Here is a 17,302-nt window from a genome sequence, read left to right on the forward strand (position 1 = left end):
GGTCAGAGCAACCCTTCGGCGCGCAGCAGTTCCTGCATGTTGGCCTCGGGCCTTGGGCCGATATGGCTGATCACTTCGCGGGCACAGACATTGCCGATCTTGGCACAGGTTTCATAGTCGCGGCCCGTGGCCATGCCGAACAGGAAGCCTGCAGCAAACTGATCGCCCGCGCCGGTCGCGTCCACCGGAACCACCTTTTCCACCGGCACGTCGATGCGCTGACCGCCATGCAGAACGGTCACCCCGTCGCCCGAGCGGGTGCAGACGACCAGAGGACAAATCCCGGCGGTTTTCGCCAGCGCCTCTTCCAGATCGTCGGTCTCGAACAGCGATTTGATCTCGGCTTCGTTGCCGATCACGAAATCCAACTCATTCTCGATCAGCAGCAGGAAATCGACCCGGTGGCGTTCCACGCAGAACGGGTCGGAAATGGCGATGCCGGTCTTGCCGCCGCCCTTGTGGCAATCGCGCGCCGCCTCAAGGAACGCCGCCTTGCCCTTTTCCTTGTCGAACAGATAGCCCTCAAGGAACATGATCTGGCTTTTACCCGCAACGTCCGAGGACACGTCGGCCGAGGACAGCTCGGACGAAATCCCCAGATAGGTGTTCATCGACCGCTCACCATCGGGCGAAACAAAGATCATCGAGCGCGAGGTCGGCAGCTCTCCGCCCGGGACCGGAGGGTTCACGAAATCAACGCCATCCTCGTTCATCGCATCCGCGTAGAACCGGCCCAAGGCGTCATCATGCACCCGGCCGATAAACGCCGCGTCCAGGCCCAGCGCACCGGCCCCGGCGATGGTGTTGGCCACGGACCCGCCCGGCGTCTGCACCCGGCCTTCCATCGAGGCATACAGAACTTCGCCGCGTTCCTGCTCGATCAACTGCATGATGCCTTTTTCGATGCCCATCAGCTCCAGAAAACTGTCATCGGCCTGGGAAATCACGTCCACAACGGCATTGCCGATGCCAGTCAATTGGTAGGTTTTCATAGATTCTTGTCCTCAAATTCGCAGAGATCGCGGATGATACAGGTGCCGCACATGGGTTTGCGGGCCTTGCAGTGATAGCGGCCATGCAGAATCAGCCAGTGATGCGCATGCAGCTGGAAATCGGTTGGGATATTGTCCTCGATGGCGCGTTCGACCGCGTCCACATTCTTGCCGGGGCAAATGCCGGAGCGGTTGCCGACGCGAAAGATATGGGTGTCCACCGCCTGCGCCGGATAGCGCCACCACATGTTCAGAACCACATTGGCCGTCTTGCGCCCGACCCCCGGCAGCGATTGCAGCGCGGCGCGGGAATTGGGGACCTCGCCACCGTAGTCCTCGACCAGAATACGGCTGAGCTTGATGACGTTTTTGGCCTTCTGCCGGAACAGGCCGATGGTTTTGATATGCTCGATCAGCCCCTCTTCGCCCAGATCCAGCATCTTTTGCGGCGTGTCGGCGATTTTGAACAGCTCTTTGGTGGCCTTGTTCACGCCCGCATCGGTGGCCTGCGCCGACAGCGCCACGGCCACGACCAGAGTATAGACGTTCACATGGTCCAGCTCGCCCTTGGGTTCGGGGTCGGCCTCGTGAAAGCGGGTAAAGATCTCGCGGATCTTGTGATATCCAAGTTGTTTTGCCATCCGGGCCTTAATGCCGCCCGTGGACCCGTGACACAAGCCAAAAGCCAATGCGCATGTTCCGGGTCGCGGGGGCGTGACCGACGCGCTATGTTTAATCCCAGACAAAGAGGTGAGAGACATGAACGTCCAAACCCCCGAAAGCGGTTATCACTACAACGTCATGCGGCGCGCGATCGAGTTGATCGATCAGGGTGGCGAAAGCCTGAGCCTTGAGGAGCTGGCCCGCCAGATGGACATGAGCCCGGCCCATTTCCAGCGCCTGTTCTCGCGCTGGACCGGAGTGTCGCCGAAACGGTATCAGCAATACCTGACGCTGGGCCACGCCAAGGCGCTGCTGCGTGAACGCTTTACGACGCTGGAAACCGCGCACAACGTCGGCCTTTCCGGCAGCGGCCGCCTGCATGATCTGTTCCTGAAATGGGAATCCATGAGCCCCGGCGAATACGCCCGCAAAGGCGCGGGCCTGACGATCTATTGGGGCTGGTTCGAAAGCCCCTTTGGCCCGGCGCTGGTCATGGGCACCGACAAAGGCATCTGCGGCATGGCCTTTGGCGCCGAAACCGGCGAGGAAGAGGCGATGGAGGACATGCTCTCGCGCTGGCCGCAGGCGGAATTCGTCGAGGACCCGATGCGCCTGCGCCCCTGGGTCCAAAGCGCGTTCGGTTCGGTCAGCGACCGGCTGGAACCGACGCCCTTGTACCTGATCGGCTCACCATTGCAGATCAAGGTGTGGGAGGCGCTGATGCATATCCCCTCGGGTCAGGTCACAACCTATTCCGAGATTGCGGAACGGGTGGGTTCGCCGCAGGCAGTGCGTGCGGTGGGTACTGCCGTGGGGCGCAATCCGGTCAGTTGGCTGATCCCGTGCCACCGGGCGCTGCGCAAATCCGGCGGTTTGGGTGGCTACCACTGGGGCCTGCCGGTCAAGCGCGCCATGCTGGCTTTCGAGGCCGCTCAGGCAGATGCCTGAGTCGTAGAGCGAGGCACCGTCAGGTGCCTCACAACTGGATCAGGTTACTCTGCGGCCCAGCCGCCGACGGCTTTGACTTCCAGAAAATCTTCCAATCCCCAAACGCCGCCTTCGCGTCCGTTCCCGGACTGTTTCATCCCCCCAAACGGAGACCCGGCGCTGCGCGACTTTCCGTTCATTTCCACCATGCCGGACCGCAATACGCGGGCCATGCGGTTGGCCCGCGCACCGTCCTGCGTTTGCACGTAATTGGTCAGGCCATAGGGCGTGTCATTGGCAATCTCGACCGCCTCTTCTTCGGTGTCGAAGGGGATCATGGTCAGGACCGGGCCAAAGATTTCCTCACGCGCGATCGTCATCTGATTGTTGGCATCGGCAAAAACCGTGGGCCGCACGTAATAGCCCTTGTTCAGACCTTCGGGCCGACCGGCGCCGCCCGCGACCAGCCGGGCGCCTTCGTCGATGCCTTTCTGGATCAGGTCCTGAATTTTTGTCCACTGGACCTCGTTCACCACCGGGCCGATATGGCGGCCTTCTTCCAGCGCCGGTCCGACCTTGACCATGTTTGCCACCTCGGCGGCGGTCTCAACCGCCCTGTTATAGATCGGACGCTGCACCAGCATACGGCTGGGCGCGTTACAGCTTTGGCCGGTATTCTGCATCATGTGCAGCACGCCGCGTTTGACCGCCTTTTCATCCGCATCGGCGAAGATCACATTCGCGCCCTTGCCGCCCAGTTCCAGATGCACTTTCTTCAGCGTTTCGGCTGCGGCCTTGGAAATCGCCGTGCCTGCGCGGGTCGAGCCGGTAAAGCTGACCATATCCACATCCGGATGCGACGACAGTTGCGAGCCCACACCGACACCATCGCCATTGACCAGATTGAACACGCCGGGCGGGAAGCCGGCCTCATCCATCATCTCGGCAAAGATCATCGCGTTCAGCGGGCTCTGTTCCGAGGGTTTCAGCACCATGGTGCACCCCGCAATCGCCGCCGCGCCGACCTTGAGCGTGATCTGGTTCATCGGCCAGTTCCACGGCGTGATCAGGGCGGCGACGCCGACGGCTTCAAAGATGATCCGGTCATTGGGGGCGTGATCGCCCAACGGGCGGTCGAACTGAAACGCTTTGGCCGCACGGATGAAGTTCTGCAGGTGATACATCCCGGCACCCGACTGCGCGGTACGCGACAGGTCCAGCGGCGCACCCATCTCAAGCGACATCGCCTGCGCCAGATCCTCGGACCGGGTCTGGTAAATCTCGACCAGCTTCTCGACCAGTGCGATGCGGTCTTCGACCGGAGTGGCCATCCAGCCGGGCAGGGCGGCCTTGGCGGCAGCGACTGCGGCGTCGGTGTCCGCCTGCGCGCCCAGCGAGATCACTGCGCAGGGCTCCTCGGTCGAAGGGTTGATGACCTCGAAGTCATGGGCGGCCGATGGGGCGGTCCACTGACCGTTGATATAGAAATCGCGTTTTTCGATCATGGCGCATCCTCCTGTGCGAACCGTCCGAACCCGGTGTGTCGGGGCCACTCTGGCACCGGCGCTGGGGCGCGGCAAGCGGTAATTTGATCAAATTATTTAACGGCCCAAAATGGTTTAACAATTGCGCAAAGTGTTTAGGTTGACGGCAACCGACTCGGGTTTTTCACAAGAGAGGAGATTTGCCATGGGTTTGCGCATCAATGACACGGTTCCGAATTTCACCGCAGAAACGGATCAGGGCACCGTTCAGTTCCACGACTGGATTGGCGACAGCTGGGCCATCCTGTTCTCGCACCCCAAGGATTTCACCCCTGTCTGCACCACCGAGTTCTCGGCCGTGGCGCAGCTGAATGACGAATGGGCGGCGCGCAATACCAAGGTGATCGGCGTATCGGTGGACAATGTCGAGGATCACAAGAAGTGGAAGAAGGACATTGAGGAATACGGCAAGGCCAATCCCGGCTTCCCGATCATCGCTGATGACGGTCTGGCCGTGTCCAAGGCCTTCGATATGCTGCCCGCCGAGGCCTATCTGCCCGATGGCCGGACCCCTGCAGACAGCGCCACCGTGCGGTCGGTCTTTATCATCGGACCGGACAAGCAGTTGAAACTGTCGATGACCTACCCGATGACCGTGGGCCGGAACTTTGCCGAGATTCTACGGGCGCTGGACGGGTTGCAGATGTCGGCCAAGGGCGTTGCTACACCGGCCAACTGGGTGCCGGGTGAGGATGTGATCATTCCGCCCGCAGTGTCGAACGACGAAGCAAAAGAGAAGTTCGGCGATTTCGAGACGATCTTCCCCTATCTGCGCAAAACCAAGGCACCGTCCTAGGGCGAGGCCGGGTCAGGGGGGGCTGTCTGCCCCCCATCGCGCCTTGGGCGCGATTCCCCCCGAGGATATTTTTAGACAGATGAAGCAGGCGAGCGCTGTGGGTGTAGGTGGAGCTGCGCCCGGTAGGTTGCACGTTTGACTTCGCGGGTCAGCTTGTCTGACAACGGCGGTTTGGTCTGGATGGTCGAGCCGCCTATTTCGCCTGCGACCTCCTGATTGCCGCTGCCTTGCAACGCATGGATGGGCTGGCCGGTCAGCCAGTGCATCTGAAGGAAGGTGTCCACCGGACGGTCGATCTTGTCGGTGACGGCCAGCAAGCGTTCGGCGGCGCGGCGACCCACCACCTGACACACGCATTGCAGGCCGATTACCTTGGGCAGGATCAGGCGCAGCCCATTTTGCTCGGCCAGGGTTTGGGCCGGGGCTTCGCGTTGTTTTACCGGGATGCGGATGTAATGATCGGGTGTGGCAAGCGGGGCCAGCATGTCCAGCGCCGCGGCCATGCGGGTGGGGTCGATACGCAGGTCATCCTCGGTGATGATCGCCAGATTGATCTTTTCCTCGACCAGCTTGCGCCAGATACGGCGATGGCTTTCGAAGACACCGATTTCGGCCGGGCGCAGGGCAAAGGGGTAATGGGGTCGGTGCAAGGTGCCCGGATACAGCTGAACCCCGGCGATCTGGTCCGGGTCGCGGCCGTTCACGGCCTCGAACAGTTCAGCATTGGGCAGGTCGGCGCACAGTTGGTCGGCATTGGGCCGCCGGGCCGTGCTGGAAGACATATGGATGACAAAGGAACGCATGATCCCGTGCATAGAACACGGGATCATGGGGGGGAAGAGAAACCGGAGAGAAACTCTTGCCCCAGGGCACTCAGAATCCGTAGCGCAGGCCGACATTGACGCTGAACACGTCGATATCGTCTTCGACCGTGCCGGTCCGGGCGCCGTTGGGGGCCAGGCGTTCGGACGAGACGTCGAAGGCGCGGGAATAGCGGGTGTCCAGCGTCAGCGCGACGTTCGGGTCGATCTCGTAGGCAACACCGGCAATGACCTGAGCGGCAAAGTTCGTATCGCTGTCATCCAAAGTCACGCCCGGCCCATAGGAGAAATCCACATTGGTATAGGTGGCGCCCAGTCCAAGGCCGACATAGGGGGTGAAGGCTCCGGCCCGTTTGAAATCGACCAGCACGTTGGCGAACAGCGAGGTCTGCGTGACATCGCCCGAGATGTTGCCCTCGGCGCCCGGTCCATTGCCCGAGAAATTCACCCCGTCCACGTCGCTGTCGCGATAGGACAGTTCCAGTTCAACCCGCGTGCCGATCCGGTCGTTGGTCCATTGCGGGACCTCGGTGCCAATCGCAACGCCCAGCCCGTAACCGGCGTCAAAATCTGTATCCACCGACTGCGACGACCCGTTGACCGTGCCGTTGAAGTCGCTGTCCTGCAACTGGCTGTAACCGGCAAAGCCCTGAATATAAAGGCTTTCTGACAAGCTTTGCGCGGTCAGTGACGATGCGCTGACCGTCAGGGCCGCCGAGGCCAAAATGAGACGCGTAACCATAACCATGTCCTTCGTTCCGAGTTCGGTATGGTCCACATGTGGGCGGCGCCGGCCGGAAGGAAAGGTGCAGGTCCATCACGTCGTGTCACAGGTTTTTGGGGCTGTGTGAATGAAGAAATCTGCCGCTGGCACGACGCTGCGGCAGACTGGATCAGGGTGCTGAATTCGGACCTTCGGCGCCCTGTTCAATCAACGGTTCGGACAGCAGCTCATCAATGAAGAAGCTGAGCAACTGCAGCCGTCCCGCGACGCCCGCCTTGCGATACACGGCGGCGCACTGGGCTTTGATCGTGCCCTCTTTGGTTTGTCGCAATTGGGCGATTTCCGCGATCGAAAGCCCCTTGATCGACAACAGGGCCACGTCGCGTTCGGCTTGGCTGAGGTTCCAGTCACCGAATTGGGCATCGATAAGCTGTGCAAACGCGCCTTGCGCAACGCTCAACTGCCGCTGCATCTCGTGCACACGCCTGTTCTGGGATCGGATCAGTGCGATGGTCGCGGCAAGACCTCCGATCAGGGCCAGTGCCAGAACCAGCTCAAAACTGTGCAGGTGGCGAAAGCCCGCGCTTTCCCCGCCGGTCCAGTCCAGCAACGCATCGGTCATGAAAAAGGCGGCGCAGACGGCCTGCACCACCAGAAGGAGCCAAAGCAACGACGTTTGAGATAGCTTCATGCGGCCCCTGTGATTTAACCCGGTCAGTCGTCGTCCTGTTCGAGTTCGATGGCGGTGACCACGCCGTCGGTCTTGGACAGGACCAGCTCAGTTTCCACGCCATCCTTGACGAGTTCAACCTCGATCTCGCCATCTTCGAACTCGATCTCTTCGATTTGGTATCCCTGTCCTTCCAGCGCGGCGCGGATGTCGGCCTCGGTGGTGCCCAGTTTGTCACCCAGCCCGACATTGGCCAGCGCCAGAACGGGCGTGGTTACGATCAATCCGGTCAGGGTCAGCAGTTTCAAGGTTTCCATATCGCATCTCCTTTTTGCGTTGTGGCGATGCGATAGAGCTGGGGGCGGGGTAAGGGCGCTGCGATTGGCTTTTGGTTGAATTGGCGGGAATTGAACCGAAGTTTATGCGGGAAATCAGGCCTTGACGAAGCCCGCCCAATCCAAGGCACCCTGCCACAAAAAAGGCCCCGGCGTTTCCACCGGGGCCTTTGTAACTTGAAAGAAGAACAGATTACTCTGCGCTTTCCTCTTTCTTTTCTTTCTTCTCGGGAACGATCTCTTCGCCGGTTTCCTGATCGACAACTTTCATCGACAGGCGGACCTTGCCGCGATCGTCAAAGCCCAGCAGCTTGACCTTTACTTCCTGACCTTCCTTCAGAACGTCCGACGGATGGTTCAGGCGGCGGTTTTCGATCTGGGACACGTGCACCAGACCGTCGCGCTTGCCAAAGAAGTTCACGAAGGCACCGAAATCGACGATCTTGACCACTTTACCGGTGTAGATCTGACCCTCTTCCGGCTCAGCGACGATCGAGTGGATCATCTCATAAGCCTTCTTGATCGATTCACCGTCGGGCGAGGCGATTTTGATGACGCCGTCGTCGTTGATGTCGACCTTGGCACCCGAGGTTTCGACGATCTCGCGGATAACCTTACCGCCCGAGCCGATCACTTCGCGGATCTTGTCGGTGGGGATGTTCATGGTCTCGATGCGCGGGGCGTGGACCGAGAATTCGTTGGTCTCGGACAGGGCTTTGCCCATCTCACCCAGGATGTGCATCCGGCCGTCCTTGGCTTGTGCCAAGGCTTTCTCCATGATCTCGGGCGTGATGCCCGCGACCTTGATGTCCATCTGCAGCGAGGTGATGCCGTTTTCGGTACCCGCGACCTTGAAGTCCATGTCGCCAAGGTGGTCTTCGTCACCCAGAATGTCCGACAGGATGGCGTATTCGCCGTCATCTTCCAGGATCAGGCCCATGGCCACACCGGCAACCGGTGCTTTCAGCGGAACGCCCGCATCCATCATCGACAGAGAGCCGCCGCAGACCGACGCCATCGAGCTGGAGCCGTTGGATTCGGTGATCTCCGACACGATGCGGATCGTGTAGGGGAAGTCGGTTGCCGCAGGCAGAACCGCCTGCAGGGCGCGCCATGCCAGCTTGCCGTGGCCGATCTCACGACGGCCGGGGCCACCCACGCGGCCAACTTCACCAACCGAATACGGAGGGAAGTTGTAGTGCAGCAGGAAGTTCGATTTGAAGTTGCCATGCAGCGCGTCGATGAACTGTTCGTCGTCACCGGTGCCCAGCGTGGTCACGGCCAGAGCTTGCGTTTCACCACGGGTGAACAGGGCGGAACCGTGGGTCCGGGGCAGCATCGAGGTTTCTGCAACGATCGAGCGGATATCGGTGGTCGAACGACCGTCGATCCGCTTGCCGCCTTTGACGACGTCGCCGCGCAGAATGCCGGCTTCCAGCTTTTTCATTGCGGAACCGAGGTTGCCGTCTTCCAGCTGTTCCTCGGTCAGGGCTTCCTTGATCGCTTCGCGGGCAGCGGCAACAGCGGCGGTGCGCTCTTGCTTGTCGGTGATCGCGAAGGCGGCGCGCATCTGCTCTTCACCGGCGGCTTTGACGGCAGCATACAGGTCCGAATAGTCGGGGGCCTGGAAGTCGAACGGCTCTTTCGCGGCGTCTTCGGCCAGCGAGATGATCAGGTCGATGACCGGCTGGATTTGCTCATGCGCAAAGTTCACCGCGCCCAGCATTTCCGCCTCGGACAGCTCGTAAGCTTCCGATTCAACCATCATCACTGCGTCTTTGGTGCCGGCCACAACCAGGTCCAGACGCTGTTCGGGGTTCAGGCGCAGGTCCTGCATGTCGTCCACGGTCGGGTTCAGAACGTATTCGCCATCCTCGAAACCAACGCGGGCACCGGCAATCGGACCCATGAAGGGCGCGCCGGAGATAGTCAGCGCAGCCGAGGCAGCAATCATCGCAACGATGTCGGGATCGTTGACCAGATCGTGGCTCAGCACGGTGCACATCACCAGAACTTCGTTTTTGAAGCCGTCAACAAACAGCGGGCGGATCGGACGGTCGATCAGACGCGCGGTCAGCGTCTCTTTCTCGGTCGGGCGCGCTTCGCGCTTGAAGAAGCCGCCCGGAACCTTACCGGCGGCATAGTATTTTTCCTGATAGTGGACGGTCAGCGGGAAAAAGTCCTGACCGGGTTTTTGCGCCCGCGCAAAGGTCACGTTTGCCATGACGCTGGTTTCGCCCAGCGTGGCAATCACGCTGCCGTCGGCCTGACGGGCAACCTTGCCGGTTTCCAGTGTCAGCGTCTCTTCGCCCCACTGCATTGATTTCTTCGTTACATCAAACATATGCGTATCCTAGAACGGAGCACTCCCGCCCCTGCGGGTCTCCGGTTTGCATGGCGGCCCCATTGCCGCCGACCCCACTTTATCTTCCATTCGAGTGCCGGGGTCAGGGCACAACGTCTCAGATAGCGCGCGCATACATGAGATTGCGGTCAAAGGAAAGCAAAACCGCACGGTGTATGGCGCCGATAAGCGCTGGATTGGCGCAATCGTGCCTTATACCGACCGCTCACGCGATTTACGCAACGCCCGGATGTCTTGTGCGGGTTCCACCCCGGACAACTGGGCCGGGCCTTCTGCGTCGGTGGCTTGGAATTTCAGAAACGCCAGCGCCGCGATCGACCAGAGCCAGGAATACAGCCACAGCAACGCCCCGCTTGCGGCGACCCCTCGCAGAATGATCTCGAGGTCGAAATTTGGCAAACTCTGCGTGGTAAGGATCGAGACAACCGACAGAAGGATCGGCAACAGGGCGTACAAGGCGGTGAAAAACCCGAAATACAGCTGCAGGAAGATCGAGACGAAAAACACGCAGAACAGGGGGACAAAGCTGCGCCCGAACCCGTTGAAAAAGGCGTGACTTGGGGCGCGGTGACCAGCAGAATGTGCAGCGCTGGCCATGGGCACGGCCATGACTGCATAGAACGCGGCCAACACAAAGGACATCACGATCATGCTGCTGCCCAGGGCAATGAATGCAAATGCGATTTGCGTGGCTTCTGCGGCATCCTGAATTGCGGCCCATGAAAGGGGCTCTCCGACCTGCCACATGGCAAAAGCCACTGCGGACAGATTGACCACAAGCGTCAGTACGGTCAGGGCCGCAGCGCAGAACAACCCGTACATCGCCGCATACAAGACCATGGCTCGGTAATCCGTGCGTCGGGCATCCCCTTTCAGTTCCAGCGCTGCGCGTATGCCAAACAGGGTGAAAAAGGCGGTTGTGATCGGCTCACTGACATGGCTGGCCATCCCGAGCGTGAAGATACCCAAAACCGCCCAGACAACAGTCGAGGCAACACTGATCACAAGGACCGGGACGATCATGCGCAACATCACGCGGAACGACAGCAAAAGAGAATTGAGGATTAGTATCATGGGGGAAATGTCAGCCAAAATCATCTAGGTATCGAAGCGCGAAACTACCTGAAGGAGAGTTGTGTGCAAGGGGGTGTCGATAGGCAGATACATTCCCGTTCGTGAATGCGTTTTGTGAAAAAGTGATTGCAGTGTAGGCTTTTACCACTGAACCCGCGGTCGAATGGACGGAAACGCGCCAGGGGCAGAACACTCATATCCGTCGGCCGCACGAATACCTTGGCGTTTGCATCTGGCGAACAGAGGGGCATCGAATGGCTCAAAGTAAGAAAATGCTGGATCCGGATCCGCGGATCTATGATTTCGAAACAGAGTACGAACTGGGGCAGGATAACGTCCGCCCGTTCGGTCTGGACATTCACAATCCGGTCTTCCTGATATCCAGTATCCTGATCTTTGCCTTCGTTCTGATCGCATTGGCCAATCAGGAAGCTGCGGCGACCTTCTTTGGCTGGCTCCGGCCCTGGCTGACCAGCACGTTCGACTGGTTCCTGGTGCTTTCGGTCGACGCCATCACCCTGTTCTGTCTGGTCCTGATCGTTCTGCCCGTCGGCAAGGTTAGGATCGGCGGCAAGGATGCCAAGCCCGACTATTCCTATGCCGGATGGATCGCGATGATGTTCGCGGCCGGTATCGGCATCGGGCTGCTGTTCTTCGGCGTCATGGAACCGGTTTATTACAACTTCGCCGAAGGCGGAAATGCGCGCCCGTTGGGCATCGACATCGCAGTGCCGGGCAATGAGTATATCGGCATCGTCGGCACAATCCACCATTGGGGCCTTGAAGGCTGGGCGGTTTATGCCGCCGTAGGCCTGAGCCTTGCGATCTTCGCCTATAATCTGGACCTGCCGCTGACCCTGCGGTCGGCTTTCTACCCCTTGCTGGGCGAGCGCGTCTGGGGCTGGTGGGGTCACATCATCGACACGCTTGCCGTGTTTGCGACGCTGTTTGGCCTGACGACCTCGTTGGGTCTGGGCGCGCAGCAGGTCGCGGCTGGCCTGAATGAGGTGTTCGGCATCGAGCCCAGCCCCACCGTCACCGTCCTGCTGATCATCGGTATCACGCTGATCGCCTTGGGCTCGGTCTTGATGGGCATGGATGCGGGGGTCAAACGGCTGAGCGAGATCAACATGATCATGGCCGTGGGCCTGTTCATCTTCGTGATCGTTGTCACCGGTGTCGGCACAGCCATTGCGCGCTATTTCAACGTCATGGTGGATTACGTGACGCACCTGCCGGCCTTGTCCAACCCGTTCGGGCGTGAGGATACAAGTTACTTCCACGGCTGGACGACCTTCTATTGGGCGTGGTGGATCGCGTGGTCGCCTTTTGTGGGCATGTTCATCGCCCGTATTTCCAAGGGCCGTACGGTGCGTGAATTTATCCTCTGTGCACTGCTGGCCCCGACCGCTGTCTGTGCGCTGTGGATGTCGACCTTTGGCGGTGCCGCTATCGACATGCTGAACGCAGGCGGAGCCGACGGTGTCCGTGCCACAGTGATCGACAGCTACGCCCCCGAAGGCGCGCTGTTCGGCTTCCTGAAAGAGCTGCCGCTTTACAGCATCGTGGCTCCGATCGCGCTGGTTCTGATCGTGGTGTTCTTTGTCACCTCGTCTGATTCCGGCTCGCTGGTAATCGATACGATTACTGCAGGCGGCAAGATGGACGCGCCTGTTGTTCAGCGGGTGTTCTGGTGCACGCTGGAGGGCCTTGTCGCCATCGCATTGTTGCTGGGCGGAGGCCTCTCGGCCCTGCAGGGCGCGGCGGTATCAACCGGCATCCCGTTCACGCTTGTGGTTCTGATGATGTGCTACTGCCTGTGGCTGGCGCTGAAATCGGAAAAGGCGAAGATGTAACCCGCCCATTGGGAAAGCAAACGCCCGCCAAATGGCGGGCGTTTTTTTATGACCTTATGGGTCAACTGGCAGGGTTCAGAATTTGCCGTTGCCATGCGCCATTTCGGCGGGAATGGGTGACACGACATCCCAATGTTCAACGATTTTTCCATCTTCGACCCGCCACAGATCGAAGAACGCCCAAGGCTCGCCGCCCATGGTGGCATCTGTTGCCACAAACACGAAATTGCCCTCGGCGACGGCGAATTGCGGTTCGAACTTGGTGATCACCATGCCCTGCGCAGCAAAGGCCTCGATCGCGGCCATCAACCCCGACAAACCGTCGTCGATTGAGGGGTTGTGCTGCATGTACACCTCGGGATCCATGTAATCTGTGACATTCTCGGGCGCAGCGCCCCCCAGAACGTCGCGCACGAAGCCCAGGACCAGTGCCTTGTTTTCCTGCGTTTTGTCGCGGTCGGCGATCTCGGTCGGCCCGTCCGTCATGCCGCGCCCTGACGCGGTTGTTTCGGGGATGGGCTGCAGGTTGTCCCAATGTTCGACAACCTTTCCGTCTTGCACGCGGAAAATGTCGAAAGCCGCAAGCGAGGACGCGCCAAACGCATCGGCATTGTCATAGGTGTTGTGCAACACGACCATGTCGCCTTCGGTGATCACGCGATGGGTTGTGGCGGTCATGCCGGATTGTGCGACCAGCGGGATCAAACCTATCAGCCCGTCCGCCCCGGTCGGAACCTGAGGATTGTGCTGGACATAGTCAGCCGTCACCAGCTGACGTGCGGCGTCGGGGTCGTGTTCGATGAAGGCGGCCGAGAACAGGGCGAGGACAAGCTCTTTCGGGGTCATGGGTCAGTTCCTGATGATTCGAGTTGTGGCAATAGTTAGTATTAAAAACGCACCACATATCAATTACGCACTTTTTAGTCACGTGGTTACTTTAAGGATACTGTGTTGAAAAACAGGCGGTTGAATTGTGCGGTTTGGGTATTATGATCGCTTCAAGTATCAATTGCGCACCAGAGGCTCACATGCTCCCTATCGGCGTCAACAGCAAAGCCGAAGCGTCAAACTGCTCGATCCGTTCGGTTCTGTCCAACGTGACCGGCAAATGGCGCATGATCATTATTCTCGCGCTGGAAGATGAGCCGAAGCGATTTGGAGAGCTGAAACGCTGTATCGGCGATGTGACGCAACGGGTGCTGACGGAGAACCTGCGCGGCCTGCAGCGCGATGGCTATCTGACGCGGACAGTCGATCCTGGCCCGCCCGTTGCGGTATCCTACGCGTTGACGCCTTTGGGTCGCAGCCTGCTGGAGCTGCTCAAGCCGCTTGTGTACTGGTCTCACGAGCAAATGGATGAGGTTAAGACCGCGCGCATGGAATATGAACGCGCGCATCCGGATTGAACACCACGTCGGCTTTGTATCGACCAACAAAAAAACGCCCGCCAGATCGGCGGGCGTAAAACCGGTAAACCGGTTTCAGATCTTGTGCAAAAAGCGCTTAGCGGCGGATGCCCAGCTTTTTGATCAGGTCCTGATAGCGTGCTTCTTCCTTGCCCTTCAGGTAGTCCAGCAGCTTGCGGCGCTGGGCGACCATTTTCAGCAGACCGCGACGACCGTGGTTGTCTTTCTTGTGGGTCTTGAAGTGCTCGGTCAGGGTGGTGATGCGCGAGGTCAGGATGGCAACCTGGACTTCAGGCGAACCGGTGTCGCCCTCTTTGGTGCCGAATTCTTTCATGACGCGTGCTTTTTCAGCGGCAGTGATCGACATCGGGGTCTCCTTTAAAGGTTAGAGTTGATGGCGCAGGCCGGGATGTCGTCCAGCACAGGCCCATGGAGAGAACCGCACCGATTCCGATGCGGATGCGCGCGTATAAGCGCATTTGCGGCAAATGGCAAAGGGATTCTGCCCGGTCAGCCCAGTGCAGTCAGCTGCGCCAGCTCGGCCTCAGAAATCAGCTGGATGTCATCGGCGGTCAGGCCCTCGGCCCCCAGCAATTGCGCCACGTCCTGCCCGTCGATCAGCACATGGGTCAGGTTTTCGTTCTCGGCGTCCTGCTCGATCCGGATATCGGGGTCTTCGGCACCGTCCCAGGACACGAACAGCTTGTCCTGCCCGGGCTGGAAATCCATCACCGTCACGGCCTCATCCTCGGCCTCGGGGTCGAGGATGATGTCATCAGCGTCATCGCCGCCGGTGACGATATCCCCGCCCTCGGCCAGAATCGTGTCCTCTCCGGCGCCGCCATTCAGGAAATCGCGGGCCTGTTCGCCCTCGCCATCTTCGCCGGTCAGAAGGTCATCGCCGTCCCCGCCGAACAATACATCCTCACCCGCGCCGCCGCGCAGCGTGTCGTCGCCATAGCCGCCATGCAGCGCGTCATCGCCTTTGCCACCGTCCAGCGTGTCGTCGTCCTGCCCGCCATGCAGCGCGTCGTCGCCCGCACCGCCATCCAGCTGATCCGCGCCGAAATGGCCATAGAGCTTATCGTCGCCGTCATCCCCGTTCAGCAGGTCATCGCCGGCCTCGCCGTGAAGAATGTCGTCATCATCCCCGCCCGAGATGGTGTCGGCGCCGTCCCCCCCGTGCAGCACGTCATTGCCGCCGCCGCCGTGGATCACGTCATCGGCGCCGAAACCGTTGATCTGATCGACGCCATCCTGCCCGGTCAGGACATCTGCATCCTCGGTCCCGGCAATGATCAGATCGCCCTGGAATTCCGAGATAATGGTGCCGGTCGACGGGTCGGGGTCTTCGGTCTTGGCGGTTTCGTCCACCTCACCGGTGTCATCAGGGGGCGAAGGGTCTTTGGTGCTGTCGTCGATCTCGAGGAAATTGCCCTCGGTCACCTCGTCGATCTGGTCTTCGGTGATGTCGTCCTCTTCGGGCTCGTCTTCGGGTACGAAAACGTCGCTCATGGCGTAGGCGGCGCCACCGACGGCGGCCAGTCCAAGCAATCCGACCAAAAACATGGGAACCCTCCGTGAACGCACTGGCCCGAGGGTAAATGTCTCATGCGATCAGGCACTTGGTCAAAGCCGGACTGATCTTGTGGTTAACCCTTTGTCACCACGCTTCGGGTTGCTGCGTATAGGCGATATAGAGCGGATGTTTCGGGTGTCCGTCCTTGGTCAGCCCCAGATGAAATAGCGGCTGGCCGGTGCCGCGCAGCAGGGTTTCGACCGCCGGGCCACGGTCGAGATGTGCGCCATGGGTCCCCCAGGCGGCAATGACCTGATCGGCCCACTCAACACCGTCCAGAATCGCGGCGTCGTTTTCAGGCCCCACCGGATCAACGGCGGCGCGCATCTTGCGCGGGTCGGTGTCGCGCCAGGCAAAGATGTTGGTCACCTGAAACGCGCCGAACCCCAACGCCCGCGCCCGGCGTTCGCAGCGTTCCACCGTGGGGTCGTTCTGAACCTCGGTCGCGGTCGACGGGTTCAGCATCACAAACAGCGCCTTGCGCCCTGCGGGTTCCCAGACGCGGGTCAGGCTGTAACGATATTTCTCGCAATCGGAATAGATGGCGGTCGAGGGCGCGTCGCCCTTGGTATGCGAACGGGTGATCATGTCACCCGCCTAACACGCCGTTCAGGCGACGAACACCCGGCTGGGATGCAATTCGCCGGATTTATAGATGCCCACGGCGACCGCCTTGCCATCCAGCGAGGCCCAGGCTTCATCGCCATATTCCACGTCCGAGGCCAGCACCATGCCCGGATTGCCGTTGCGCAGGCGGGTGGCGCCCTCGGGGGTGCATTTCAACTCGGGCAGGTCGGCAAGGCCGGTTTCCAGCGGGTGGAGGTGCTCGTCCAGCGCCTCGGTCTTGGCCATCTCGTCGATCTGTTCGATGGTCAGCCCGTCTTCGACTTCAAACGGACCCGACCAGATGCGGCGCAATTCGCGAACGTGGCCGTGGCAGCCCAGCGCCGCGCCCAGATCGCGGGCGATCGAGCGGACATAGCCGCCCTTGCCGCAGGTCATTTCCAGCGTCACGTGATCCGCGTCGGGGCGGTCGACCAGCACCAGTTCCTCGACCCACAGAGGCCGGGCAGACAGCTCCACATCCTCGCCATCACGGGCCAGCTTGTAGGCGCGCTGGCCGTCGATCTTCACGGCCGAGAACTTGGGTGGCACCTGCATGATGTCGCCCAGAAACGGGGCCAGCGCCAGCTTGATATCGTCGTCCGAGGGGCGTGCATCGCTTTCTGCGATCACCTCTCCTTCGGCGTCATCGGTATTGGTGGCCTGACCCAGACGCACGGTGAAAGTATAAGCTTTCAACGCATCGGTGATGTAGGGCACGGTCTTGGTTGCCTCACCCAAAGCCACGGCCAGAACGCCGGTGGCTTCGGGGTCCAGCGTGCCCGCATGGCCCGCTTTCTTGGCGTCCATCGCCCAACGCACTTTGTTAACCACGGCGGTCGAGGTCATGCCCGCAGGCTTGTCCACCACCAGCCAACCGGAAATGTCGCGCCCCTTGCGTTTGCGTCCCATGCTTCACCTAGATTCTTGCCGAGGCGCGCGGCCTA

At 60.4% G+C, this 17,302-nt stretch carries 18 protein-coding genes; 4 read left to right on the forward strand and 14 right to left on the reverse strand.

The window, feature by feature from the left end; genetic code table 11:
• Positions 1–2 precede the first annotated feature (2 nt).
• Both ACR0NT_RS09380 and nth read right to left on the reverse strand, forming a co-directional pair.
• Positions 3–992, reverse strand: coding sequence for an adenosine kinase (locus ACR0NT_RS09380; RefSeq protein WP_170672909.1), 990 nt, complete (start codon positions 990–992; stop codon positions 3–5).
• Entirely contained in the window at positions 989–1,633 is a 645-nt protein-coding gene (nth, locus tag ACR0NT_RS09385; protein WP_170672912.1) for an endonuclease III, read from the reverse strand. The genes ACR0NT_RS09380 and nth overlap by 4 nt, the downstream gene beginning before the upstream one ends.
• A gap of 118 nt (positions 1,634–1,751) precedes the next feature.
• On the opposite strand from nth, the gene ACR0NT_RS09390 reads away from it, so the two are divergent.
• A complete protein-coding gene (locus tag ACR0NT_RS09390) occupies positions 1,752–2,603 on the forward strand; it encodes a bifunctional helix-turn-helix domain-containing protein/methylated-DNA--[protein]-cysteine S-methyltransferase (protein WP_170443997.1) in 852 nt (283 codons plus the stop codon).
• Positions 2,604–2,647: 44 nt separating this feature from the next.
• Here ACR0NT_RS09390 and ACR0NT_RS09395 read toward each other — a convergent pair whose 3' ends face one another.
• Positions 2,648–4,087, reverse strand: a complete 1,440-nt coding sequence (locus ACR0NT_RS09395; protein ID WP_170672915.1) for an aldehyde dehydrogenase family protein — start codon at positions 4,085–4,087, stop codon at positions 2,648–2,650.
• A gap of 184 nt (positions 4,088–4,271) precedes the next feature.
• Here ACR0NT_RS09395 and ACR0NT_RS09400 point away from each other — a divergent pair, with 184 nt between their 5' ends.
• Positions 4,272–4,922 carry a peroxiredoxin gene (locus ACR0NT_RS09400; RefSeq protein ID WP_170443993.1) on the forward strand — a complete coding sequence of 217 codons (651 nt, stop codon included), beginning with the start codon at positions 4,272–4,274 and terminating at the stop codon, positions 4,920–4,922.
• 71 nt (positions 4,923–4,993) lie between these two features.
• On the opposite strand, the gene ACR0NT_RS09405 is transcribed toward ACR0NT_RS09400, so the two are convergent.
• The 6 genes from ACR0NT_RS09405 to ACR0NT_RS09430 form a co-directional block, all read right to left on the reverse strand.
• The gene (locus ACR0NT_RS09405; protein WP_170672918.1) at positions 4,994–5,725 is read right to left on the reverse strand and encodes a glycosyltransferase family 25 protein; all 732 of its coding nucleotides are present in this window, start codon (positions 5,723–5,725) and stop codon (positions 4,994–4,996) included.
• Between the two features lie 70 nt (positions 5,726–5,795).
• Complete coding sequence (locus ACR0NT_RS09410; protein WP_170672921.1) at positions 5,796–6,485, reverse strand: outer membrane beta-barrel protein; 690 nt, start codon at positions 6,483–6,485, stop codon at positions 5,796–5,798.
• A gap of 151 nt (positions 6,486–6,636) precedes the next feature.
• The gene (locus ACR0NT_RS09415; RefSeq protein ID WP_170443988.1) at positions 6,637–7,158 is read right to left on the reverse strand and encodes a helix-turn-helix domain-containing protein; all 522 of its coding nucleotides are present in this window, start codon (positions 7,156–7,158) and stop codon (positions 6,637–6,639) included.
• Between the two features lie 23 nt (positions 7,159–7,181).
• The gene (locus ACR0NT_RS09420; RefSeq protein WP_170443986.1) at positions 7,182–7,454 is read right to left on the reverse strand and encodes a PepSY domain-containing protein; all 273 of its coding nucleotides are present in this window, start codon (positions 7,452–7,454) and stop codon (positions 7,182–7,184) included.
• Positions 7,455–7,665: 211 nt separating this feature from the next.
• Positions 7,666–9,816 carry a polyribonucleotide nucleotidyltransferase gene (gene pnp, locus ACR0NT_RS09425; RefSeq protein WP_170672924.1) on the reverse strand — a complete coding sequence of 717 codons (2,151 nt, stop codon included), beginning with the start codon at positions 9,814–9,816 and terminating at the stop codon, positions 7,666–7,668.
• A gap of 213 nt (positions 9,817–10,029) precedes the next feature.
• Positions 10,030–10,911, reverse strand: coding sequence for a hypothetical protein (locus ACR0NT_RS09430; protein WP_170672927.1), 882 nt, complete (start codon positions 10,909–10,911; stop codon positions 10,030–10,032).
• A gap of 254 nt (positions 10,912–11,165) precedes the next feature.
• On the opposite strand from ACR0NT_RS09430, the gene ACR0NT_RS09435 reads away from it, so the two are divergent.
• Complete coding sequence (locus tag ACR0NT_RS09435; protein ID WP_170443979.1) at positions 11,166–12,767, forward strand: BCCT family transporter; 1,602 nt, start codon at positions 11,166–11,168, stop codon at positions 12,765–12,767.
• Positions 12,768–12,842: 75 nt separating this feature from the next.
• On the opposite strand, the gene ACR0NT_RS09440 is transcribed toward ACR0NT_RS09435, so the two are convergent.
• Positions 12,843–13,613, reverse strand: a complete 771-nt coding sequence (locus ACR0NT_RS09440) for a nuclear transport factor 2 family protein (protein WP_170443977.1) — start codon at positions 13,611–13,613, stop codon at positions 12,843–12,845.
• 182 nt (positions 13,614–13,795) lie between these two features.
• Between ACR0NT_RS09440 and ACR0NT_RS09445 the strand changes: the two genes are divergently transcribed.
• Positions 13,796–14,173 carry a winged helix-turn-helix transcriptional regulator gene (locus ACR0NT_RS09445; protein ID WP_170443975.1) on the forward strand — a complete coding sequence of 126 codons (378 nt, stop codon included), beginning with the start codon at positions 13,796–13,798 and terminating at the stop codon, positions 14,171–14,173.
• Positions 14,174–14,270: 97 nt separating this feature from the next.
• On the opposite strand, the gene rpsO is transcribed toward ACR0NT_RS09445, so the two are convergent.
• The 4 genes from rpsO to truB all read right to left on the reverse strand — a co-directional run bounded on the left by rpsO (position 14,271) and on the right by truB (position 17,267).
• On the reverse strand, positions 14,271–14,540 hold the full coding sequence (gene rpsO, locus ACR0NT_RS09450) for a 30S ribosomal protein S15 (RefSeq protein ID WP_170379357.1): 270 nt from the start codon (positions 14,538–14,540) through the stop codon (positions 14,271–14,273).
• Between the two features lie 143 nt (positions 14,541–14,683).
• On the reverse strand, positions 14,684–15,742 hold the full coding sequence (locus ACR0NT_RS09455) for a calcium-binding protein (protein ID WP_170672929.1): 1,059 nt from the start codon (positions 15,740–15,742) through the stop codon (positions 14,684–14,686).
• 94 nt (positions 15,743–15,836) lie between these two features.
• Positions 15,837–16,340 (reverse strand): DUF1643 domain-containing protein, encoded by a 504-nt coding sequence (locus tag ACR0NT_RS09460; RefSeq protein WP_170672932.1) that lies wholly within the window; start codon positions 16,338–16,340, stop codon positions 15,837–15,839.
• Between the two features lie 21 nt (positions 16,341–16,361).
• Positions 16,362–17,267 carry a tRNA pseudouridine(55) synthase TruB gene (truB, locus tag ACR0NT_RS09465; protein WP_170672935.1) on the reverse strand — a complete coding sequence of 302 codons (906 nt, stop codon included), beginning with the start codon at positions 17,265–17,267 and terminating at the stop codon, positions 16,362–16,364.
• Between the last annotated feature and the right edge of the window lie 35 nt (positions 17,268–17,302).

This window comes from Ruegeria sp. AB10, assembly GCF_056542745.1.